General features: G+C 69.3%; 15 protein-coding genes. 10 read left to right on the top strand and 5 right to left on the bottom strand.

Annotated elements, in window-relative coordinates; genetic code table 11:
- Positions 1 to 137 precede the first annotated feature (137 nt).
- Genes ACFIMZ_RS06500 through ACFIMZ_RS06490 form a run of 3 tightly spaced genes read left to right on the top strand, consistent with a single transcriptional unit; the run spans position 138 to position 3,628 of the window.
- The gene (locus ACFIMZ_RS06500; protein ID WP_431821904.1) at positions 138 to 1,181 is read left to right on the top strand and encodes a Fe(3+) ABC transporter substrate-binding protein; all 1,044 of its coding nucleotides are present in this window, start codon (positions 138 to 140) and stop codon (positions 1,179 to 1,181) included.
- Complete coding sequence (locus ACFIMZ_RS06495) at positions 1,171 to 2,850, top strand: ABC transporter permease (protein ID WP_431821903.1); 1,680 nt, start codon at positions 1,171 to 1,173, stop codon at positions 2,848 to 2,850. Before ACFIMZ_RS06500 ends, ACFIMZ_RS06495 begins: the two co-directional genes overlap by 11 nt.
- Before the next feature lie 4 nt (positions 2,851 to 2,854).
- Positions 2,855 to 3,628 carry an ABC transporter ATP-binding protein gene (locus tag ACFIMZ_RS06490; RefSeq protein ID WP_431821902.1) on the top strand — a complete coding sequence of 258 codons (774 nt, stop codon included), beginning with the start codon at positions 2,855 to 2,857 and terminating at the stop codon, positions 3,626 to 3,628.
- A 68-nt stretch (positions 3,629 to 3,696) separates the two neighbouring features.
- On the opposite strand, the gene ACFIMZ_RS06485 is transcribed toward ACFIMZ_RS06490, so the two are convergent.
- From ACFIMZ_RS06485 to ACFIMZ_RS06465, 5 genes are all read right to left on the bottom strand, one after another.
- Positions 3,697 to 4,164: an Lrp/AsnC family transcriptional regulator gene (locus ACFIMZ_RS06485; protein ID WP_431821901.1), complete on the bottom strand. Its 468-nt coding sequence runs from the start codon at positions 4,162 to 4,164 to the stop codon at positions 3,697 to 3,699.
- Positions 4,165 to 4,336: 172 nt separating this feature from the next.
- Positions 4,337 to 6,706 carry a mechanosensitive ion channel family protein gene (locus tag ACFIMZ_RS06480; RefSeq protein WP_431821900.1) on the bottom strand — a complete coding sequence of 790 codons (2,370 nt, stop codon included), beginning with the start codon at positions 6,704 to 6,706 and terminating at the stop codon, positions 4,337 to 4,339.
- A gap of 247 nt (positions 6,707 to 6,953) precedes the next feature.
- Positions 6,954 to 7,595 (bottom strand): NAD(P)-dependent oxidoreductase, encoded by a 642-nt coding sequence (locus ACFIMZ_RS06475; RefSeq protein ID WP_431821899.1) that lies wholly within the window; start codon positions 7,593 to 7,595, stop codon positions 6,954 to 6,956.
- 126 nt (positions 7,596 to 7,721) lie between these two features.
- A complete protein-coding gene (locus ACFIMZ_RS06470) occupies positions 7,722 to 8,177 on the bottom strand; it encodes an Rrf2 family transcriptional regulator (protein WP_431821898.1) in 456 nt (151 codons plus the stop codon).
- 94 nt (positions 8,178 to 8,271) lie between these two features.
- Positions 8,272 to 8,673, bottom strand: a complete 402-nt coding sequence (locus ACFIMZ_RS06465) for a hypothetical protein (RefSeq protein ID WP_431821897.1) — start codon at positions 8,671 to 8,673, stop codon at positions 8,272 to 8,274.
- 193 nt (positions 8,674 to 8,866) lie between these two features.
- Between ACFIMZ_RS06465 and ACFIMZ_RS06460 the strand changes: the two genes are divergently transcribed.
- From ACFIMZ_RS06460 to ACFIMZ_RS06430, 7 genes are all read left to right on the top strand, one after another.
- Positions 8,867 to 9,202 (top strand): hypothetical protein, encoded by a 336-nt coding sequence (locus ACFIMZ_RS06460; RefSeq protein WP_431821896.1) that lies wholly within the window; start codon positions 8,867 to 8,869, stop codon positions 9,200 to 9,202.
- A 230-nt stretch (positions 9,203 to 9,432) separates the two neighbouring features.
- Positions 9,433 to 10,635, top strand: a complete 1,203-nt coding sequence (locus tag ACFIMZ_RS06455; protein WP_431821895.1) for an ammonium transporter — start codon at positions 9,433 to 9,435, stop codon at positions 10,633 to 10,635.
- 159 nt (positions 10,636 to 10,794) lie between these two features.
- Positions 10,795 to 12,753 carry a PhoX family protein gene (locus ACFIMZ_RS06450; RefSeq protein ID WP_431821894.1) on the top strand — a complete coding sequence of 653 codons (1,959 nt, stop codon included), beginning with the start codon at positions 10,795 to 10,797 and terminating at the stop codon, positions 12,751 to 12,753.
- Between the two features lie 550 nt (positions 12,754 to 13,303).
- The gene (locus tag ACFIMZ_RS06445; protein WP_431821893.1) at positions 13,304 to 14,128 is read left to right on the top strand and encodes an IclR family transcriptional regulator; all 825 of its coding nucleotides are present in this window, start codon (positions 13,304 to 13,306) and stop codon (positions 14,126 to 14,128) included.
- Between the two features lie 258 nt (positions 14,129 to 14,386).
- Positions 14,387 to 15,742 (top strand): MdtA/MuxA family multidrug efflux RND transporter periplasmic adaptor subunit, encoded by a 1,356-nt coding sequence (locus tag ACFIMZ_RS06440; RefSeq protein ID WP_431821892.1) that lies wholly within the window; start codon positions 14,387 to 14,389, stop codon positions 15,740 to 15,742.
- A 15-nt stretch (positions 15,743 to 15,757) separates the two neighbouring features.
- Positions 15,758 to 18,871 (top strand): MdtB/MuxB family multidrug efflux RND transporter permease subunit, encoded by a 3,114-nt coding sequence (locus ACFIMZ_RS06435; protein WP_431821891.1) that lies wholly within the window; start codon positions 15,758 to 15,760, stop codon positions 18,869 to 18,871.
- Between the two features lie 3 nt (positions 18,872 to 18,874).
- Complete coding sequence (locus ACFIMZ_RS06430) at positions 18,875 to 22,180, top strand: efflux RND transporter permease subunit (protein WP_431821890.1); 3,306 nt, start codon at positions 18,875 to 18,877, stop codon at positions 22,178 to 22,180.
- The last annotated feature ends 127 nt before the right edge of the window (positions 22,181 to 22,307 follow it).

The following is a 22,307-nucleotide window of genomic DNA, read 5'->3' as shown; positions in this document are numbered from 1 at the left end:
CGCCCAAGCTTTCATTTGATAATCGTTCCCATTTCGATCTAGAATCCGGAGTCTTTCATTCTGTAATGTTCCGGGTCGATCGAACGGCAGGCGCGGCCCGGAGCGCCCTCTTCGTCCGCCTGCCTCACGGAGCTCCCATGTCGCACTCGCGCACCCGCCTGCTTCCGCTTGTCGGCGCCGTCGCCTTCGCCGCCGCCGCGTTCGCGCCGCTCGCCCACGCCGCCGAAGAAGTCAGCCTGTACACCACCCGCGAGCCGAAGCTGATCCAGCCGCTGATCGACGCGTTCACGAAGCAGAGCGGCATCAAGGTCAACACGGTGTTCGTGAAGGACGGCCTGCTCGAGCGCGTGAAGGCGGAAGGCGGCCAGTCGCCGGCCGACGTGCTGATGACGGTCGACGTCGGCAACCTGCTCGACCTCGTCGACGGCGGGCTCACGCAGCCGGTGCGCTCGAAGGCGCTCGACGACGCGATTCCCGCGAACCTGCGCGGCGCGCAGGGCGACTGGTATGCGCTGTCGCTGCGCGACCGCGTGCTGTACGTCGAGAAAGACCTGAAGGTCGACGCGTTCCGCTACGAGGATCTCGCCGATCCGAAATGGAAAGGCAAGGTGTGCATCCGCTCGGGCCAGCACCCGTACAACACGGCGCTCGTCGCCGCGATGATCGCGCACGACGGCGAGGCCGCGACCGAGAAATGGCTGCGCGGCGTGAAGGCGAACCTCGCGCGCAAGGCGACGGGCGGCGACCGCGACGTCGCGCGCGACATCCTCGGCGGCATCTGTGACGTCGGTCTCGCGAACGCGTACTACGTCGGCCACATGAAGCACGCCGAGCCGGGCACCGACGCACGCAAGTGGGGCGACGCGATCAAGGTCGTGCGGCCGACCTTCGCGAACGAGAAGAGCGGCGGCACGCACGTGAACATCAGCGGCGCGGCGGTCGCAAGGCACGCGCCGCACAAGGCCAACGCGGTCAGGCTGCTCGAATACCTCGTGTCACCCGACGCGCAGACGCTGTATGCACAGGCGAACTACGAGTATCCGGTGCGCGCGAACGTGAAGCTCGATCCGGTCATCGCGAGCTTCGGCACGCTGAAGGTCGATCCGCTGCCGCTCGCGGAAATCGCGAAGTACCGCAAGCAGGCAAGCCAGCTCGTCGACAAGGTCGGCTTTGACAACTGACGCCTCGTTCGCGCCCGCGCGCCGCCTGCGGCGCGCGCCGCGCGTGAAGGGCGGCGTGTGGCTCGCCGCGGCGCTCGCGATCGCCGCGGCGGTCGCGGCGCCGCTCGCCACGCTCGTCGGCGCCGCGTTCGATGCCGACCTCGCGCACTGGCGGCATCTCGCCGAATTCGTGCTGCCGCAGGCGCTCGCGAACACGCTGCTGCTGCTCGCGGGCGTCGGCGCGATCGTCACGCTGGTCGGCACCGGCTGCGCGTGGCTCGTCACCGCGTACGACTTCCCGGGGCGCCGCGCGCTGACCTGGGCGCTGCTGCTGCCGCTCGCGGTGCCAACCTACATCGTCGCATTCGCGTATCTCGACCTGCTGCACCCGATCGGCCCCGTGCAGGGCGCGATCCGCTGGCTGCTCGGCTTCGACAGCCCGCGCCAGTTCCGCCTGCCCGACCTGCGCTCGCTGCCCGGCGCGATCTTCGTGCTCGGCTTCGTGCTGTATCCGTACGTGTACCTGAGCACCCGCGCGATGTTCGTCACGCAGTCGGCGAGCCTGCTCGAAGCCGCGCGCACGCTCGGCGCGGGACGCATCGCGACGTTCTGGCGGGTCGTCGTGCCGCTCGCGCGGCCGGCGATCGCGGTCGGCGTGAGCCTCGCGCTGCTCGAGACGCTGAACGACATCGGCGCATCGGAATTTCTCGGCGTTCAGACGCTCACCGTGTCCGTCTATACCACCTGGATCACGCGCTCCGATCTCGCCGGCGCCGCGCAGATCGCGCTCGCGATGCTCGCGATCGTCGTCGGCATGATCGTGCTCGAGCGCTACGGGCGCCGCCGCCAGCGCTATGCGCACGGCCGGCGCATGCGTGCGCTCGCGCCGCGTCGCCTGTCCGGCCCGGCCGCGTGGGGCGCCGCCGCGCTCGGCTGGCTGCCGGTGCTGCTCGGCTTCGGCGCGCCGGCCGCGTATCTCGCGGTCGAAACGGGCAAGCGGCTGCATCTCGTCGGCGGCGTGTCCGCACAGTTGCTGACGGGGCTCGCCAACACGCTGACGATCGCGCTCGCCGCGACCGTGGCGACGCTCGCCTGCGGGCTGATCGTCGCGTGGGCGGCGCGCGCGCAGCGCGACAGCGCGGGCGTGGGCCCGGCGCGCGTGGGCGCGCGGATCGCGAGCCTCGGCTACGCGGTGCCGGGCACGGTGCTCGCGATCGGCCTGCTGCTGCCGCTCGCGGCCGCCGATCGCGCGATCGGCGCGGCGCTCGGCCGCGACGGGCTGATCCTGATGGGGTCCGCGACCGCGCTCGTGATCGCGTACACGGTGCGCTTCCTCGCGATCTCGGCCGGCAGCATCGAAGCCGGCCTCGCACGCATCCCGCCGTCGCTCGAGCAGGCGGCGCGCTCGCTCGGCGAAACCGCGGGCGGCACGCTGCGGCGCGTGCACCTGCCGCTCCTGCGGCCCGCGCTGACGACCAGCGCGCTGCTGGTGTTCGTCGACGCGATGAAGGAACTGCCCGCGACGCTGCTGCTGCGTCCGCTCAACTTCGACACGCTCGCGACCTGGCTGTATGCGGAGGCTGCGCGCGGCACCTACGAGGAAGGCGCGGTCGCCGCGCTCGCGATCGTGCTCGCCGGGCTCGTGCCCGTGATCCTGCTCGCCCGCACCCGCCACCAGATCGGATCCTGACACCGTGAACCTGCTCGAACTCGACGCCCTCACCCTCGCCTATGACACGCCGCACGGCCGCCGCACGGTGGTCGACGGGCTGAGCCTCGCGCTGGCCCGCGGCGACATCGGCTGCCTGCTCGGCGCGTCCGGCTGCGGCAAGACGACCGTGCTGCGCGCGATCGCCGGCTTCGAGCCGGTGCGTGCGGGCCGCATCCTGCTGGACGGCGCGCCCGTCGCGACGCCGACGCTCGACGTGCCGCCCGAGCGGCGGCGCATCGGCATGATGTTCCAGGATTACGCGCTGTTCCCGCACCTGAGCGCCGCGGACAACGTCGGGTTCGGCCTGCGGCGGCAGCCGAAGGCCGCGCGGCGTGCGCGCGTCGCGCAGATGCTCGAGCTCGTCGGCCTCGCGGACGCCGCCGGCGCGTATCCGCACGAGTTGTCCGGCGGCCAGCAGCAGCGCGTCGCGCTCGCCCGCGCGCTCGCGCCGTCGCCGGACCTGCTGCTGCTCGACGAGCCGTTCTCGAACCTCGACGTGGATACCCGCGAACGGCTCGCGTTCGAGGTGCGCGACATCCTGAAGGAAACCGGCCACACGGCGATCGTCGTCACGCACAACCAGGCGGAAGCCGTCGCGCTTGGCGACCGGATCGGCGTGATGCACGCAGGCCGCCTCGCGCAGTGGGACACGCCGTACAGGCTGCGTCACGAGCCGGCCGACGCGTTCGTCGCGTCGTTCGTGCGCGACGACGCGCTCGCCGACGAGCGCCGGCGCGCGCTCGCGCGCGGCTGCTGACGCTCCGCCCGACCGATCGCGCCGAAGCCATGGGCCGTGGCGGCCCGCGCGGCCGTCAGCGCGAGCGGCTAAGCGCCGTCGTCCGCACGCACCGGCAGCGCGGTCGAGTACTTGATCTGCTCCATCGCGAACGACGAGCTGACGTCGAACAGCGGCACCGAGCGGATCAGCTGCTTGTAGACGCGGTCGTAGTCGTCGATGCCGGCCACCACGACGCGCAGCAGGTAATCGGTCTCGCCGCTCATCCGGTAGACCTCGACGACTTCCGGCATGTCGCGCACCGCCTGCGTGAAGCGCTGCGCCCATTCCTCGGTGTGCTGGTTCGTGCGCACCGCGACGAACACCGTCGTGCCGACCCCCAGCTTGCGCGGATCGCACAGCGCGACCTGCGCGCGGATCGCGCCGGTTTCCTTGAGCCGCTGCACACGCTTCCAGCACGGCGTCTGCGACAGGTTCACGCGCTGCGCAAGCTCCGCAATCGGCAGCGTGGCATCCGTCTGCAACAGCTCCAGCAGCTTGCGATCGATGGCATCCATTTCCCCGGTCCTTCGTGAATAGAAATTTATTCTATGCATACTTCGTTCGGGGGAACAATATGAAAACCGTTTCTTCGCGTCGACCCGTATAAATACCGACATGCGTGTGCGGCGCGCATGGCCCCGAACCCGGGTCAGGGCGTCGCGATCGTCACCCGCCAATCGCGGCGGCTCACGCGCCGCTGCCGTCGCGCGCGGCCCGCACCGTTGCCGCTGCGGCCGCCGTTGCCGGCGCCGCCGCCAACGCTTCATTGGCCGCCCCGGCCTCGCCGGCCTCCACGACCGGCCCTTCGGCCGCCCGATCTTCCGCCGCGTCGCGCGGCGGCGATGACACCACCTGCATCTGCGGGACCGGAATCTCGATGCCTGCCGCCTCCATCCGCGCCTTCACGCGCGCGTTGAACGCGCGCATCACGGTCGACTGCTGCAGCGGCTGCGTGCGGATCTGCCCCTTGAAGATCAGCCAGTTCGGCTCGAAGCGGTCGAGCCCCCACACCTCGACGCCGCCGAGCATCAGGCGCCGCACCGTGACGTCGCTCCACAGGTCGGCGCCCGCGTCGCGGATCAGGTGCGTGATCTCGTCGACGTCGGCGGACAGCGGCGCGCGCACCTCGAACACCGCGCAGCCGAAGTCGCGCGACAGGTTCTTGACGATCTTGATCTGCGAGAACGGAATCGCGTGCAGCGCGCCCTGCCCGTCACGCAGCCGCACGGTGCGGATCGACAGGTGCTCGACGGTGCCCGCGTGGCCGCCGTCGACGTCGATCCAGTCGCCGACCGAGATCGTGTCCTCGACGATGATGAAGAGCCCGGTGATCAGGTCGGACACGAGCGACTGCGCGCCGAAGCCGACCGCGAGGCCGATCACGCCGGCGCCGGCGAGCAGCGGCGTGACGTTGATGCCGAGGTTCGCCGCGGTGACGACCGCGGCGATCGTGAGGATCGTGACGAACACCACGTTGCGCACGAGCGGCAGCATCGTGCGCGCGCGCACGCTCGGATTGCGGCCGCGGCGCGCGGCCGCCGAATTGAGCGCCTCGAGGATCGCCGTATCGACGATGATCCACGTGAGCCACGACACGAACCACGTGACGACGATCGCAGACATCGCCTGCGCAATGCCGCGCGCCGCCACGCTGTGCTCGACGATGCGCGCGATCGAGATGCCCCACAGCCGCGACGTCAGCTCGAGGTAGCCGAGCCAGATGAACAGCGTCATCAGCGAGCCGGCGAAGCGCACGAGCCGCGCGACGTACGCGGACTGGTTGCGCCGCACGCGGCGGTGCGCGGGGTTCGGACGCGTGACGCGCAGCACGACCGCCGACAGGAAAAACGCGAGCACCAGCAGGAGCGCGGTGACGATCGACGTCTGCAGCAGATTCGACGACGTGCGGCTGCCCGCCAGCGTGCCGAACACCGCGGCGAACGCGAGCAGCAGCACCGGCACCGGCCAGATCCACGCGGCGAATTCGGCCATCTCGGTCGTCGCGCGATGCCCGGTGCGCAGCGCGTAGCTGCGGTTGCGGATCAGGTGCGCGACCGGGCGCCGGAACGCGAGCGCGAAATACGCGCACAGCGTGGCCGCGATCATGTTCGCGACCGTCGCGATCAGGCCCGCGAGATTGGTGCCGAGCAGATGAGCGACGTCGTAGTTGAGCGCCGCGTCGCCGAGCGCGCCGAACGCGCCGATCACGCGCAGCAGGCGCCACGACCGCTCGATCAGCACGCGCCCCGCCGCGCGGCGGTGGCCGGCGCTGAACAGCGCGAACATGATCAGGCACAGCGCCGCGAACACCGAGCCCGCCACGATCGCATACGCGATCACGAGCGCGACGGTGCGGCCGAGCGATTCCGGCAGGTTGCGCGCGATCGACAGCACGAGCACGAACGCGATGATCCACGGGCCGACCCGGCGCAGCGCGAACATCAGCATCTCGTGCGCGCTCGGGTTCGGATTCAGCTTGACGGCGGCGCCCAGGCGCGCGGCGAGCCGCTGCTGCACGGCAATCAGCGCGACCGCGCACGCCCCCCAGCCGACGAGCAGCAGCGCGCAATCGAGCAGGGTCATGCCGAACGATTCGGGGCCGTGGCCGCTCACGATCGTATAGAGCTCATTGCCGGCCGCGGTGAAGCGCCCCGCCCAGTAGTGCAGCGGCGAATCGCCCTGCTTCATGCTCGATTCGACGGACGCCATCCCGGATGCGATCGCGCCCCACAGGCCGGCGTTCGCCGCCGACGGGGCCGATGCGGCGGAAGCCGCCTGCGCGGTCTGCGCGACGTCGCGCAACGCCTTGAGCTGCGACACGAGCGCGGTCCGCTGCCGATCGTTGTCGAGCATGCGGATCACGGCATTGAACGACTGGGCGATCTCGGCGGCGCTCGCCGGCGACGGCGCGGAGGCTGCCGCGGCGCCCGACGCGGCCGCACCGGAGGCCGCCGACGCGGGCGCCTCGGCAACCGCAGGCGCGATCAGCGTCTGGAACGTCGCGAGTCCGGGCACGGTCGCCGCCGGCGCGGGCTGCGCGAACCCGACCCCGAACACGAGCCCGAGCGCGGCGGCACACGTCGCGATACGGCCCGCAATACGGCCAGCGAGAAGGGGCCGGACCGGCCGGCGCACTGTGACAAGGCAGGACAGCAGAACGACACAACAGGCCGTTGCTGCCCAGCCCAGAAATTGCAAGGAGAACGAAAGCAAATTGCGATCCTGTCTGGCGAAGCACGGATCGCCTAGTGTAGCGTCAACCGGCGGCGCCCCCGCCGAAACGGGCCGCGCCGCCGGCCGCCGCTCAGTACGCGACGGTCGCGATCTCGCGCACGAAGCTGCCCTGCTCGAGCGCGTCGACGAACGCGATCGCGTAGTCTTCGGCCGAGATCTTGCTGTCGCCGTTCGCGTCGACGATCAGCTTGCCGGCGCCGGTGCGGAACGTGCCCGTGCGCTCGCCCGGGGCGATCAGCGCGGCCGGCGCGAAGAACGTCCAGTCGAGATCGCCGGCGCTGCGCAGGTACGTGAGCGCGTCGCGGTGCGCGAGCGCGACCGCCTTGTACGCGTCCGGGAAGCCTTCGGCGTCGACGAGCTGCTTGCCCGGCGCGACTTCGAGCGAGCCCGCGCCGCCCACCACGACGAGCCGCTTCAGGCCGGCCTGGCGCACGCCGGCGACGAGCGCCTGGGTCGCGGCGACGACCTTCGCCGGATCGTCCTGCTTCGGGCCGTAAGCGCTCGCGACGACGTCGTGGCCCGGCAGCGCGGCCGCGATGCTCGCCGGGTCGAACAGGTCGGCGGCCTTCGCGGTGATGCCGTCGCCGCCCGCGCCCGGCGTGCGCGACAGCGCCGTCACGCGGTGCCCGCGCCGCGCGGCTTCCGCGGCGATGCGCGAGCCGATCGTGCCGGTTGCGCCGAACAGTGCGATGTTCAAAGTACGTTGCGTCATGTCGATTCTCCAGAAAGAAAAAATATGTAACTTATTTAATTACATATAAGACCGAAAAAAATGGGGTGATCCACCCCGTTGCACCGGCCGCGCGTGGCGCAGCCGGCTTACCGCTTTGTCATTCGCTCATCCGCCGGCGCCGGCCCGATGCAGCCGAAGCTGCTCGGAATTCAGCACGTCGGCCGTCACGTCGGCCAGCGTGCGGGTGGCGAGCGACGCTTCCATCGCACGCTGCGCGTCGCCGATGTAGTCGGTCAGCACGCCCTGGATGTGCCGCCCGACGAGACACGCCGGGTTCGGCGCCTCGCGGTGCAGCGCAAACAACTGCGCGTCGTCGACCGCCCGGTACACGTCGAGCAGCGTGATGCTGCCCGGCTCGCGCGCCAGCAGCGCGCCGCCGCCCGCGCCGAGCTGGGACGTCGTCAGCCCGGCCGCCGCGAGCATCGACAGCAGCCGGCGAATCAGCGCCGGATTCGTGTTCACGCTGCCGGCGACAATGTCGGACGACAGCGGCACGCCCTCCTGCATCGACAGCAAGGCGAGCACGTGAACGGCAAACGCGAATCGGCTGCTGGTATTCATTCCTTGCTCACTCGGCCGTCGCCGGTCCGAACCGTCGGCCGGCGACAATGTGTAACCATAATAATTACATTTCGCGGATCGTGCAAGCGGCCGATCACTGGCCGCTGGCAGGCTTGGTGGCGGACGCGCCCTGCTGGCTCCATTGCTGGAGCTTGCGCCCGGCTTCCGCGAGCTTCGCGCCGGCTTCGGACGCGGCGTGGGCGACGACCGCGGACGCTGCCGCGTCGATCTGCGCCTGCGCGGCGGACGCGAGGCCGCTCGCGGAGAGCGGCGGCACGGCGGACGCCGCGGACGCGATGCCGGCCTTCGCCGCATTCGTCACCTGGTCGATCGCCTGCGTCGCCTGCTTCGCGGCATCGGCGGCCGCGCTCGCGGCCGTGTCGGGTTGCGCGGGCGCGCCGGACTTTTCGCATCCTCCGAGCAGCAGCGCCGCGCACGCGGCGGCGACCGCCAGCGCGGGCCCGCGCCCGCTCACTCGCCATTCACTTACCTTCATCTACATTCTCCGGCCACGCGCCGCGCGGCCCTTTCTGGTTGAAACGATGTCGATGATACCGCCGATGCGAGCCGCATTTCGCTCACTTCGGGTTAAAAACAGCTTTCAATTTCGGATTCGTCTGATTCAATCGCGCGGGCGATCGCCCTAAAGTGAAGCACCCCCGACCTGCATCGCCCGCGATCCGCAATTCATGGATTTTCTCGTCAACTGGCTCATCGCCCTGGCAGTCCTGCTGACCGCCACCTGGTTCCTGTGTCTGCGCGTGCCGTGCTCGCGCCATCCGGCGGAGATCGGCCGCGCGCGCCGCATCGAATCCGCGCGCCTGCTCACGCAGGGGATTCTCGGCTTCTGGACGGCCGCGCTGATCGTCGCGCGCGGCATACTGGTCAGTGACGGCGCCGACGCGTCCCCGGCCGGCTTCGCGGCGATCGCGTTCGCCGCGCTCGGACTCGTGGCGGTCGCCGCGTACTGGTCCGCCTGCGCCGTACGACTGCGCCGCCCGCGCCTGTTCTTCCGGCGCGCCTGACGCGCCAGGCCGGTGCGCGACGCCGCACCACCGCGCACCCATCCGCACCAGATAGGAACATCCCGCACCATGTCCGTGCGATCGACGTCGCCCCGCCCGGACGACCGCCGCAGTCCGGTGCGCGCGCGCCCCGCGCGGCAGCGCGCGCCGCACCAATTCCACGCAGCCGTTCACCAGCTTGGCTCGATTTTTGCGTTCCTCGCCCGTTTTTTGAGCAAGGAAGCCTCGGAATGGATGGTCTGAAATCCGGCGTCGACACGCTGTTCCTGTTGATCGGCGCCGTCATGGTGCTCGCGATGCATGCGGGCTTCGCGTTCCTCGAGCTGGGCACGGTGCACAAGAAGAACCAGGTCAACGCGCTCGTGAAGATCCTGGTCGATTTCTCGGTGTCGACCATCGCGTACTTCTTCATCGGCTATACGATCGCGTACGGCGTCGAGTTCTTCGACGACATCGGCACGCTGTCGCAGCACAGCGGCTACGCGCTCGTGCGCTTCTTCTTCCTGCTGACGTTCGCCGCGGCGATTCCGGCGATCATCTCCGGCGGCATCGCCGAACGCGCGAAATTCAATCCGCAGCTCGTCGCGACGCTGATCATCGTCGGCTTCGTCTATCCGTTCTTCGAGGGCATCGCGTGGAACGAGCGCTTCGGCGTCCAGGCGTGGCTCGCGCATGCGTTCGGCGCGCCGTTCCACGATTTCGCAGGCTCGGTCGTCGTGCACGCGTTCGGCGGCTGGGTCGCGCTGCCCGCCGTGCTGCTGCTCGGCGCGCGCCACGGCCGCTACGGCAACGACGGCCGGATCGCCGCGCACCCGCCGTCGAACATCCCGTTCCTCGCGCTCGGCGCCTGGGTGCTCGCGGTCGGCTGGTTCGGCTTCAACGTGATGAGCGCGCAGACGCTCGACAAGGTGAGCGGCCTCGTCGCGCTGAACTCGCTGATGGCGATGGTCGGCGGCACGCTCGCCGCGTGGCTCGCCGGCCGCAACGATCCGGGCTTCACGTACAACGGCCCGCTCGCGGGGCTCGTCGCGGTCTGCGCGGGGTCCGACGTGATGCACCCGATCGGCGCGCTCGCGACGGGCGCGGCGGCCGGCGCGCTGTTCGTCGCGATGTTCACCTGCGTGCAGAACAAATGGCGCATCGACGACGTGCTCGGCGTGTGGCCGCTGCACGGCATGTGCGGCGCGCTCGGCGGCATCGCGGCCGGCGTGTTCGGGCTGCCCGCGCTCGGCAGCCTCGGCGGCCTCGGCGGCGTCGCGTTCGGCTCGCAGGTCGTCGGCACGCTCGGCGGCATCGCGATCGCGCTGGCCGGCGGCACGCTCGTCTACGGCGCGCTGAAGGCGACCGTCGGCCTGCGCCTCGACCGCGAGGCGGAATTCGACGGCGCCGACCTGTCGATCCACCGCATTTCGGCGACGCCCGAACGCGATTGAGATTCGAACGAACGCTCGGCAACCCTACAACTTCAATTCAAAAAACTTTCATCTTTCGTCCCTACACTTCGGTCCAGTTTTCAATTCGCCTTCGCACAGCTTGCGATCGCAAGGCGCGCGAAGGCGACAACGCTTCCAACAACCGAAACTGGACACCACATGCCCGCGTTGCCCAATGCTTCCCGTCGTCAGGCCCTGAAGATTCTCGCCGGCGCGCCCATGCTTCCCCTTTCCGGACTCGCGCTGCCCGCCCTGCTGACGGGCTGCGGCGGCGACGACAATCCGGCTGCGACGCCGGCCGCGGCGGCATTCGCCGCGGCGAGCTTCGCGTCGATGGCGGCGCCCGCGCTCGACAACCCGGCGGCCATGGCGACGACGACGGTGGGCTCGACGCTGTCGGTGTCCTTCTCCGACGGCACGTCGCGCAACTTCAAGCTCGCATACCGGCCGTTCTTCGTGACGGGCGACCTGGTGCCGGACGGCAAGGGCGGCACGATCCTCGCGGGCGGCTACTACGACATCAACAACCAGCCGATCATCGACCGCTCGGTCGCGGGCAAGGAGCGCCAGTTCTATTCGGACTGCCCGGACGGCAGCTCGCTGCTGACGCTGAAGAACGCCAGCGTGGCAGGCGTGAAGGGCAACACGGTGTTCGCGGTCGTGCAGTTCGAATACACGACGCGCGACCAGGCGAGCGTGTCGCAGTACGGCCAGCTGCCGTCGCCGATCGCGGTGCTCACGCTCGACCAGGATCCGGCGAGCGGCGCGCTCAAGCTCGTCAAGTACCACAACGTCGATACGTCGAAGGCGCACGGCCTGTGGATCACCTGCGGCGCGAGCCTGTCGCCGTGGGGCACGCACCTGTCGAGCGAGGAATACGAGCCGGACGCGACGAAGGCCGCGACCGACACGCAGTTCAAGGCGTTCAGCCGGAACACGTTCGGCGACGAGACCAAGGCCAACCCGTATCACTACGGCCACCTGCCCGAGATCACCGTCAACCCGGACGGCACCGGCACCGCGAAGAAGCACTACTGCCTCGGCCGCATCTCGCACGAGCTGATCCAGGTGATGCCGGACCAGCGCACCGTGATGATGGGCGACGACGCGACCAACGGCGGCCTCTTCATGTTCGTCGCGGACAAGCCGGCCGACCTGTCGGCGGGCACGCTGTACGTCGCGAAGTGGACGCAGACGTCGGCGGCGGGCGCCGGCTCCGCGACGCTGACGTGGCTCAGGATCGGCCACGCGACGAGCGCCGAGATCGAGGCGCTCGCGAACACGCTGAAGTGGACGGACATCATGGACGTCGCGACGACCGATCCGGCCGACTCGACCTACACGAAGATCCACTTCAGCGGCAAGTTCAACTGGGTTCGCGTGAAGCCGGGCATGGAAAAGGCCGCCGCGTTCCTCGAGACGCACCGCTACGCGGCGCTGATCGGCGGCAGCATGGCGTTCACGAAGCTCGAAGGCACGACGGTGAACGCGAAGGACAAGATCGTCTACACGGCGATGTCGCGGATCGAGACGTCGATGGTCAAGGGCAACGCGGTGTCGCGCGACGTCGCGCTCGACAGGAAGATCGCCGCGGGCGCGACCTATGCGCTGAACCTGAAGGGCAGCCAGCGTGACACGTCGGGCACCGCGATCGACAGCGACTGGGTGCCGGTCGACATGAGCGCGCCGGCCGCGCTGGTCGGCGAGGACCTCGCCGCCGCCGACGCGCTCGGCAACCTCGCGAACCCGGACAAGATCGCGAACCCGGACAACCTGAAGTTCTCGGAGAAGCTGCGCACGCTCTTCATCGGCGAAGACTCGGGCATGCACGTGAACAACTTCCTGTGGGCGTACAACGTCGACACGAAAGCGCTGACGCGGGTGCTGTCCTGCCCGGCCGGCGCCGAATCGACGGGCCTGCACGCGGTCGACGAGATCAACGGCTGGACCTACATCATGAGCAACTTCCAGCACGCGGGCGACTGGGAGTCGCCGCTGCACGACAAGGTCAAGCCGACCCTCGATCCGCTCGTGCGCGCGAACTTCAAGAACCGCTTCGGCGCGAGCGTCGGCTACCTGACGGCCGAGCCGACCAGCATCAAGCTCGCGAAGGCCTGACACCCCTCACCGGGTCCCGTCACCGACGGGAACCGCCCCCTGCTTCATCACGTTTCATTCGTGGCGCTACGCCGCTTTGCGCGCGATGCCCCTTGCGGGCGTCGCGCTTTTTTTTGCGCGTGCGCAAACGACACGTGCTCGCGCGGGCAGGTTCGGGGACGGGGGAGACAAGATGGGCGGGGCCGCGTCGCAGCGAACGGGCAAAAAAAAAGCGCCACGGAGACCGTGGCGCTAAAAAAGTTCTAGCCATTCCGAGGGCCGTGCTAGAACCTGAGAGACTGCGCGAAACATCGTTGCCGGTTAAACTGCGAAACGATGTTTCGAAAACGTGAGACATTCTTTCCGTTTCCGCCGGACAAGTCAAGCGGTATTTGCACCCAACGATGCGGTTTTCCGCGATGCAGGATCGGGAGTTTTCCTAATAAACCAAGGGTGAACCCGTAAAATCCCATCTCGTGACCGGTTGACCCGAATAACATGCATCCTTTGACAATCATCCTACAATTCCAACAAAATTGAAATCCAGTTTCGGAAATAGAGAGAACGCCCCGTGTCGACACCCGTGAATCCTCCTGCTTCCCGCGAACGCGAATCGTCGCCCGACGAAATCACCGCGCTCGCGCGCGGCCTGGCCGTGCTGCGGCGCATCGCCGCCGCCGACGCGCCGGTCAGCAACCGCGAGCTGACCGAACTGACCGGCATCCCGAAACCAACCGTGTCGCGGATCACCGCGACGCTCGTCAGCGCCGGCTTCCTGTTCCAGCTGCCCGACAGCGAGCGGTTCGTGCTCACCGCGTCGGTGCTGGAGCTGAGCCACGGCTTCCTGCGCAACTTCGACATCCGCGCGCGCTCGCGGCCGTTCATGATCGAGCTGGCCGAGCGCACGTCGCTGTCCGTGCACCTCGCGGTGCGCGACCGGCTCGACATGGTCGCGATCGACGTGATCCGGCCGCGCTCGGCGGTGCTCGTCACGCGCCTCGAGATCGGCTCGCGGATGAACATCGCGCGCACCGCGGTCGGCCGCGCATACCTCGCCGCGCTCGAGGACGACGAACGCCGCGCGCTGATCGACGCGCTGCGGGCCGCAGCGGGCGACGACTGGCCGCACGTGTTCGCACGGCTCACCCCCGCGCTCGACGACGCGCAGCGCCAGGGCCACACGATCGCGATCGGCGAATGGCGCGAGGGCCTGAACGCGGTCGCCGCCGGGTTCGTCGGCCCGTCGGGCCAGTGCTATTCGGTCAATTGCGGCGGCGCCTCGCACCAGTGCCCGCCCGAATGGCTCGACGAGCACGTGGTGCCGGCACTGCACGAATGCATCGCGAAGATCACCCGCGAGATCGGCGGCGCGCCCGCCCGGCGGCGCGGCGCCTGACGTGGCGTGACGCGCGCACGACGTGCACACGTCGTGCGCGCGAGCGCCGTCCGTCGCCATCTGTAACGAACGTAACCCGTTGAAAGATAGACCGCTGGACTGTAACAGGGACGGGACGTAGCATCATGCCCATCGTCGCGCCGCCCTCGCGGTGCGCACCGCTCTTTTCCCGCGCAGGCCGGGGCCGGGCCGGCTCCCCTGACGCCGCATGCACATGCGCTGCCCGCCTCGAGGCACGCCGTCTTTCAGACCGAACCGATGGACAACCAACAAAAGCCCACGCCCCCCGCGCACGAACCGGTGCACGCCTCCCCCGCCGCGCGGCGCCCGCGCCGCAAGCTGATGCTCGGCGCGCTCGCGCTCGTCGCGGCCGGCGGCCTGCTGTGGTGGCATCCGTGGAGCGGCGCGGCCGCCGACAAGCCCGGCTCGGGCGCGAGCGCAAGCGGCGGCGGCCGCCACGGCCGAGGCGGCCCGGCCGCGATGGCGAACGTGCCGCAGCCGGTGCAGGTCGCGGCCGCGACGCGCGGCGAAATGCCGGTCGTGCTGTCCGCGCTCGGCACCGTGACGCCGCTCGCGAACGTGACCGTCAAGACGCAGCTGTCGGGCTACCTGCAGTCGGTCGCGTTCCAGGAAGGCCAGCTCGTGAAGAAGGGCGACGTGCTCGCGCAGATCGACCCGCGCCCGTACCAGAACGCGCTCGCGAACGCCGAAGGCACGCACGTGCGCGACGAGGCGCTGCTCGCGACCGCGCGCCTCGACCTGAAACGCTACCAGACGCTGCTCGCGCAGGATTCGATCGCGTCGCAGCAGGTCGACACGCAGGCATCGCTCGTCAAGCAGTACGAGGGCGCGGTGAAGACCGACCAGGCGGCGATCGATTCCGCGAAGCTGAACCTCGTCTACGCGCGCATCACCGCGCCGGTGTCGGGCCGCGTCGGCCTGCGCCAGGTCGACCCGGGCAACTACGTGACGCCGGGCGACGCGAACGGCATCGTCGTGATCACGCAGATCCAGCCGATCAGCGTGATCTTCACGACGTCCGAGGACAACCTGCCGCAGATCCTCAAGCAGGTGAACGCGGGCAGCAAGCTGTCGGTCACCGCGTACAACCGCAACAACACGGTGCCGCTCGAGACCGGCTCGCTCGAGACGCTCGACAACCAGATCGACACGTCCACCGGCACGGTCAAGCTGCGCGCGACGTTCGCGAACCAGGGCGGGCTGCTGTTCCCGAATCAGTTCGTCAACACGCGGCTGCTCGTCGACACGGTCCGCGACGCGACGATCGTGCCGACGTCGGCCGTGCTGACGGGCTCGATCGGCCAGTTCGTCTACGTCGTCAAGCCGGACAATTCGGTGACGGTGCGCAAGGTCAAGGTCGGCCCGGTCGACGGCGAGCGCACCAGCATCGTCGACGGCGTCGCGGTCGGCGAGCGGGTCGTCACCGACGGGTCCGACCGCCTGCGCGAAGGCTCGACGATCACGATCCCGGCCGACAAGCCGACGGGCGCGTCGGGCGCGCACGGCGCGAGCGCGGCCTCCGGCGCATCCGGCGCGAAAGGCGCGCACCGCGGACAGCATCGCGGCGGCGCATCGCAGGCATCGGCACAGTAACGCGCGGGCCGTCCGATGAATCCGTCCCGCATCTTCATTCTCCGGCCGGTCGGCACCGCCCTCCTGATGGCGGCCATCATGCTGGCCGGCTTCGTCGCGCTGCGTTTCCTGCCGCTCGCGGCGCTGCCCGAGGTCGACTACCCGACCATCCAGGTGCAGACCTTCTATCCCGGCGCGAGCCCGGAAGTGATGACGTCGTCGGTGACCGCGCCGCTCGAACGGCAGTTCGGGCAGATGCCGTCGCTGAACCAGATGTCGTCGCAGAGCTCGGCCGGCGCGTCGGTGATCACGCTGCAGTTCGCGCTCGACCTGCCGCTCGACATCGCCGAGCAGGAAGTGCAGGCCGCGATCAACGCGGCCGGCAACCTGCTGCCCTCCGACCTGCCCGCGCCGCCGATCTATGCGAAGGTCAACCCGGCCGACGCGCCGGTGCTGACGCTCGCCGTCACGTCGAAGACGCTGCCGCTCACGCAGGTGCAGGATCTCGCCGACACGCGGCTCGCGATGAAGATCTCGCAGGTCGCGGGCGTCGGCCTCGTCAGCCTGTCGGGCGGCAACCGCCCGGCCGTGCGGATCCAGGCGAACCCGACCGCGCTCGCGCAGTACGGGCTGAACCTCGACGACCTGCGCACGACGATCTCGAACCTCAACGTCAACACGCCGAAGGGCAACTTCGACGGCCCGACGCGCGCGTACACGATCAACGCGAACGACCAGCTGACGAGCGCCGACCAGTACCAGGACGCCGTCGTCGCATACAAGAACGGCCGGCCGGTGATGCTGACCGACGTCGCGAAGATCATCGCCGGCTCGGAGAACACCAAGCTCGGCGCGTGGGTCGATGCGGAGCCCGCGATCATCCTGAACGTGCAGCGCCAGCCGGGCGCGAACGTGATCCAGACGGTCGACGCGATCAAGGCGCAACTGCCGAAGCTGCAGGAATCGCTGCCCGCGGCGCTCGACGTGCGCATCGTCACCGACCGCACGACGATGATCCGCGCGGCGGTGCGCGACGTGCAGTTCGAGCTGATGCTCGCGGTCGCGCTGGTCGTGCTGGTGATGTACCTGTTCCTCGCGAACGTCTACGCGACGATCATCCCGAGCCTGTCGGTGCCGCTGTCGCTGATCGGCACGCTCGCGGTGATGTATCTGTCGGGCTTCTCGCTGAACAACCTGTCGCTGATGGCGCTGACGATCGCGACCGGCTTCGTCGTCGACGACGCGATCGTGATGATCGAGAACATCGCGCGCTACGTCGAGGACGGCGACTCGCCGCTCGAGGCCGCGCTGAAGGGCTCGAAGCAGATCGGCTTCACGATCATCTCGCTGACGGTGTCGCTGATCGCCGTGCTGATCCCGCTGCTGTTCATGGGCGACGTGGTCGGGCGGCTGTTCCACGAGTTCGCGATCACGCTCGCGGTGACGATCGTGATCTCGGCGATCGTGTCGCTGACGCTCGTGCCGATGATGTGCGCGAAGCTCCTGCGCCATTCGCCGCCGCCGGAGAGCCACCGCTTCGAGGCGCGCGTGCACCAGGCGATCGACTGGGTGATCGCGCGCTACGCGGTCGCGCTCGAATGGGTGCTGAACCGCCAGCGCTCGACGCTCGTCGTCGCGGTGCTGACGCTCGTGCTGACGGGCCTCCTCTACGTGCTGATCCCGAAGGGCTTCTTCCCGCCGCAGGACACCGGCGTGATCCAGGCGATCACGCAGGCACCGCAGTCGATCTCGTACGGCGCGATGGCCGAGCGGCAGCAGCAGCTCGCCGCCGAGATCCTGAAGGATCCGAACGTCGAGAGCCTGACGTCGTTCATCGGCGTCGACGGCACCAACATCACGCTGAACAGCGGCCGGATGCTGATCAACCTGAAGGAGCGCGGCCAGCGCAAGGAGACGGCGGCCGAGATCATCCGCGACCTGCGGCAGCGCGTGTCGCACGTGTCGGGCATCTCGCTCTACATGCAGTCGGTGCAGGACCTGACGATCGACTCGACCGTCAGCCCGACGCAGTACCAGTTCATGCTGACGAGCCCGAACGCCGACGAGTTCGCGACCTGGGTGCCGAAGCTCGTGTCGCGCCTGAAGCAGGAGCCGTCGCTCGCCGACGTCGCGACCGACCTGCAGAACGGCGGCCAGTCGGTGTACATCGAGATCGACCGCGCGAGCGCCGCGCGCTTCGGCATCACGCCCGCGACCGTCGACAACGCGCTGTACGACGCATACGGCCAGCGCATCGTGTCGACGATCTTCACGCAGTCGAACCAGTACCGCGTGATCCTCGAGTCCGAGCCGCAGATGCAGCACTACACCGACTCGCTGAACAACCTGTACCTGCCGTCCGCGGGCGGCGGCCAGGTGCCGCTCGCATCGATCGCGACGTTCCACGAGCGGCCGTCGCCGCTGCTCGTGTCGCACCTGTCGCAGTTCCCGTCGACGACGATCTCGTTCAACCTCGCGCCGGGCGCATCGCTCGGCGAGGCGGTGCAGGCGATCGACGCGGCCGAGAAGGAGATCGGCCTGCCCGCGTCGTTCCAGACCCGCTACCAGGGCGCGGCGCTCGCGTTCCAGGCGTCGCTGTCGAACCAGCTGTTCCTGATCCTCGCGGCGATCGTCACGATGTACATCGTGCTCGGCGTGCTGTACGAGAGCTACATCCACCCGATCACGATCCTGTCGACGCTGCCGTCGGCCGGCGTCGGCGCGCTGCTCGCGCTGATGATGACCGGGCACGACCTCGACATCATCGGCATCATCGGCATCGTGCTGCTGATCGGCATCGTGAAGAAGAACGCGATCATGATGATCGACTTCGCGCTCGAAGCCGAACGCGCGGAGGGCAAGCCGCCGCGCGAGGCGATCTACCAGGCGTGCCTGCTGCGCTTCCGGCCGATCCTGATGACGACGCTCGCCGCGCTGCTCGGCGCGGTGCCGCTGATCGTCGGCTCCGGCGCGGGCTCCGAGCTGCGCCAGCCGCTCGGCATCGCGATCGCCGGCGGCCTGATCGTGTCGCAGGTGCTGACGCTGTTCACGACGCCCGTGATCTACCTCGGGTTCGACTCGCTCGCGCGCCGCGTGCGCGGCTGGTTCGAACGCCACGGCCCGGCCGCCGGCCCGCGCACGGATGCGTAACCGATGAACCTGTCCCGCCCCTTCATCACCCGCCCCATCGCGACGACGCTGCTCGCGCTCGGGGTCGCGCTCGCGGGCCTGTTCGCGTTCATCAAGCTGCCGGTGTCGCCGCTGCCGCAGGTCGACTTCCCGACGATCTCGGTGCAGGCGTCGCTGCCCGGCGCGAGCCCGGAGACCGTCGCGACCAGCGTGACGAGCCCGCTCGAGCGGCACCTCGGCTCGATCGCCGACGTGTCCGAGATGACGTCGACCAGCACGGTCGGCAACGCGCGGATCATCCTGCAGTTCGGGCTGAACCGCGACATCGACGGCGCGGCGCGCGACGTGCAGGCGGCGATCAACGCGGCGCGCGCCGACCTGCCGGCCGCGCTGAAGAGCAACCCGACCTACCGCAAGGTCAACCCGGCCGATTCGCCGATCATGGTCGTGTCGCTGACGTCGGAAACCTCGTCGCCGGCGAAGCTGTACGACGCGGCGTCGACCGTGCTCCAGCAGTCGCTGTCGCAGATCGACGGGATCGGCCAGGTGTCGGTCAGCGGCTCCGCGAATCCGGCGGTGCGCGTCGAGCTCGAACCGCACGCGCTGTTCCACTACGGCATCGGCCTCGAGGACGTGCGCGCGGCGCTCGCGTCGGCGAACGCGAACAGCCCGAAGGGCGCGATCGAGTTCGGCCCGCAGCGCTACCAGCTCTACACGAACGACCAGGCCTCGCAGGCGTCGCAATACCGCGACCTCGTCGTCGCGTACCGCAACGGCTCGGCCGTGCGGCTGTCCGACCTGTCCGACGTCGTCGATTCGGTCGAGGACCTGCGCAACCTCGGTCTCGCGAACGGCAAGCGCGCGGTGCTCGTGATCCTGTACCGCTCGCCCGGCGCGAACATCATCGAGACGATCGACCGCGTGCGCGCGGCGCTGCCGCAGCTCACGGCGTCGCTGCCGGCCGACATCACGGTCACGCCCGTGCTCGACCGCTCGACCACGATCCGCGCATCGCTGCGGGACACCGAGCACACGCTGCTGATCGCGGTCGGCCTCGTCGTGATGGTCGTGTTCCTGTTCCTGCGCAACTGGCGCGCGACGCTGATCCCGAGCGTCGCGGTGCCGATCTCGATCATCGGCACGTTCGGCGCGATGTACCTGCTCGGCTTCTCGATCGACAACCTGTCGCTGATGGCGCTGATCGTCGCGACCGGCTTCGTCGTCGACGATGCGATCGTCGTGCTCGAGAACATCTCGCGCCACATCGAGAACGGCACGCCGCGGCTGCAGGCCGCGTTCGACGGCGCGCGCGAGGTGGGCTTCACGGTGCTGTCGATGAGCCTGTCGCTCGTCGCGGTGTTCCTGCCGATCCTGCTGATGGGCGGCATCGTCGGGCGGCTGTTCCGCGAATTCGCGCTGACGCTGTCGCTCGCGATCGCGGTGTCGCTCGCGGTGTCGCTCACCGTCACGCCGATGATGTGCGCGCGGCTGCTCCCCGAAGCGCACGACAAGCGCGACGAGGGCCGCTTCGCGCGCTTCCTCGAGCGCTGCTTCACGCGCATGCAGCACGGCTACGAGCGCTCGCTGTCGTGGGCGCTGCGCCATCCGCTGATGATCCTCGCGATCCTGTTCGCGACGGTCGGCCTGAACGTGTACCTGTATATCGTCGTGCCGAAGGGCTTCTTCCCGCAGCAGGACACGGGGCTGATGATCGGCGGCATCCAGGCCGACCAGAGCACGTCGTTCCAGGCAATGAAGCTGAAGTTCTCGGAGATGATGCGGATCGTCCAGGGCAACCCGAACGTGAAGAGCGTCGCGGGCTTCACGGGCGGCTCGCAGACCAACTCGGGCTTCATGTTCGTCACGCTGAAGGACCGCACCGAGCGCAAGCTGTCGGCCGACCAGGTGATCCAGCAGCTGCGCCGGCCGCTCGCCGACGTCGCGGGCGCGCGCACCTTCCTGCAGGCCGCGCAGGACATCCGCGTGGGCGGCCGGCAGAGCAACGCGCAATACCAGTTCACGCTGCTCGGCGATTCGAGCGCCGAGCTGTACAAGTGGGGGCCGCTCCTGACCGAGGCGCTGCAGAAGCGCCGCGAGCTGACCGACGTGAACTCCGACCAGCAGCAAGGCGGCCTCGAGGCGATGGTGACGATCGACCGCGCGACCGCCGCGCGGCTCGGCATCAAGCCCGCGCAGATCGACAACACGCTGTACGACGCGTTCGGCCAGCGCCAGGTCTCGACGATCTACAACCCGCTGAACCAGTATCACGTGGTGATGGAAGTCGCGCCGAAGTACTGGCAGAGCCCGCAGATGCTGAACCAGGTGTGGGTCAGCACGTCGGGCGGCAGCGCGAGCGGCGCGCAGACGACCAACTCGGCGGCGGGCACCTACGTCGCGACGAAGGCCGGCACGTCGAGCGCCGGCACCGCCGCGCAGAGCGCCGCCGCGATCGCGGCCGATTCCGCGCGCAACCAGGCGCTCAATTCGATCGCGGCGAGCGGCAAGTCGAGCGCGTCGTCGGGCGCGGCCGTGTCGACGTCGAAGTCGACGATGATCCCGCTGTCGGCGATCGCGACGTTCGGGCCGAGCACGACGCCGCTGTCGGTGAACCACCAGGGCCTGTTCGTCGCGACGACGATCTCGTTCAACCTGCCGCCCGGCGTGTCGCTGTCGCAGGCAACGCAGGTCATCTACGAGACGATGGCCACGATCGGCGTGCCGCCGACCGTCCACGGCAGCTTCCAGGGCACCGCGCAGGCGTTCCAGCAGTCGCTGAACGACCAGCCGATCCTGATCCTCGCCGCGCTGATGGCCGTCTACATCGTGCTCGGCGTGCTGTACGAGAGCTACATCCACCCGATCACGATCCTGTCGACGCTGCCGTCAGCCGGCGTCGGCGCGCTGCTCGGCCTGCTGCTGTTCCAGACCGAGTTCAGCATCATCGCGCTGATCGGCGTGATCCTGCTGATCGGCATCGTGAAGAAGAACGCGATCATGATGGTCGACTTCGCGATCGATGCGACGCGCAACGGCGGGATGTCGTCGTTCGACGCGATCCACGAGGCGTGCCTGCTGCGCTTCCGGCCGATCATGATGACGACGATGGCCGCGCTCCTCGGCGCGGTGCCGCTCGCGTTCGGCAGCGGCGACGGCGCCGAGCTGCGCGCGCCGCTCGGGATCGCGATCGCCGGCGGCCTGATCGTGTCGCAGATGCTGACGCTCTATACGACGCCGGTCGTCTACCTGTACATGGACCGGCTGCGGGTGTGGGTCGAGAAGCGCCGCGGCCGGGGTGCGTCGGGCGGCGCGACGGTCGCGGGCAGCTGACGGCAACTGACGGCGCCCGGCCTTGACCGACGGGGCGCGCGCCGGCCGCGCCCCGCCACCCCGTCTCCTGGCCTGCCCGCCTTGAACGCGGGCAAGCATCGACGATCGTCATCGGCTATCGTGTATG

It is taken from the genome of Burkholderia sp. F1, from assembly GCF_050813845.1.
GTDB lineage: Bacteria > Pseudomonadota > Gammaproteobacteria > Burkholderiales > Burkholderiaceae > Burkholderia > Burkholderia ubonensis.
The sequence above is the reverse complement of the archived record's forward strand: the minus strand, read 5'-3'. Positions and strand labels throughout refer to the sequence as shown.

Coding starts and splice junctions, on each gene's coding strand:
- ACFIMZ_RS06450 (WP_431821894.1), top strand. CDS start 10,795: ATGCCCGCGTTGCCCAATGCTTCCCGTCGTCAGGCCCTGAAGATTCTC.
- ACFIMZ_RS06475 (WP_431821899.1), bottom strand. CDS start 7,595: ATGACGCAACGTACTTTGAACATCGCACTGTTCGGCGCAACCGGCACG.
- ACFIMZ_RS06465 (WP_431821897.1), bottom strand. CDS start 8,673: ATGAAGGTAAGTGAATGGCGAGTGAGCGGGCGCGGGCCCGCGCTGGCG.
- ACFIMZ_RS06435 (WP_431821891.1), top strand. CDS start 15,758: ATGAATCCGTCCCGCATCTTCATTCTCCGGCCGGTCGGCACCGCCCTC.
- ACFIMZ_RS06500 (WP_431821904.1), top strand. CDS start 138: ATGTCGCACTCGCGCACCCGCCTGCTTCCGCTTGTCGGCGCCGTCGCC.
- ACFIMZ_RS06470 (WP_431821898.1), bottom strand. CDS start 8,177: ATGAATACCAGCAGCCGATTCGCGTTTGCCGTTCACGTGCTCGCCTTG.
- ACFIMZ_RS06440 (WP_431821892.1), top strand. CDS start 14,387: ATGGACAACCAACAAAAGCCCACGCCCCCCGCGCACGAACCGGTGCAC.
- ACFIMZ_RS06455 (WP_431821895.1), top strand. CDS start 9,433: ATGGATGGTCTGAAATCCGGCGTCGACACGCTGTTCCTGTTGATCGGC.
- ACFIMZ_RS06460 (WP_431821896.1), top strand. CDS start 8,867: ATGGATTTTCTCGTCAACTGGCTCATCGCCCTGGCAGTCCTGCTGACC.
- ACFIMZ_RS06485 (WP_431821901.1), bottom strand. CDS start 4,164: ATGGATGCCATCGATCGCAAGCTGCTGGAGCTGTTGCAGACGGATGCC.
- ACFIMZ_RS06430 (WP_431821890.1), top strand. CDS start 18,875: ATGAACCTGTCCCGCCCCTTCATCACCCGCCCCATCGCGACGACGCTG.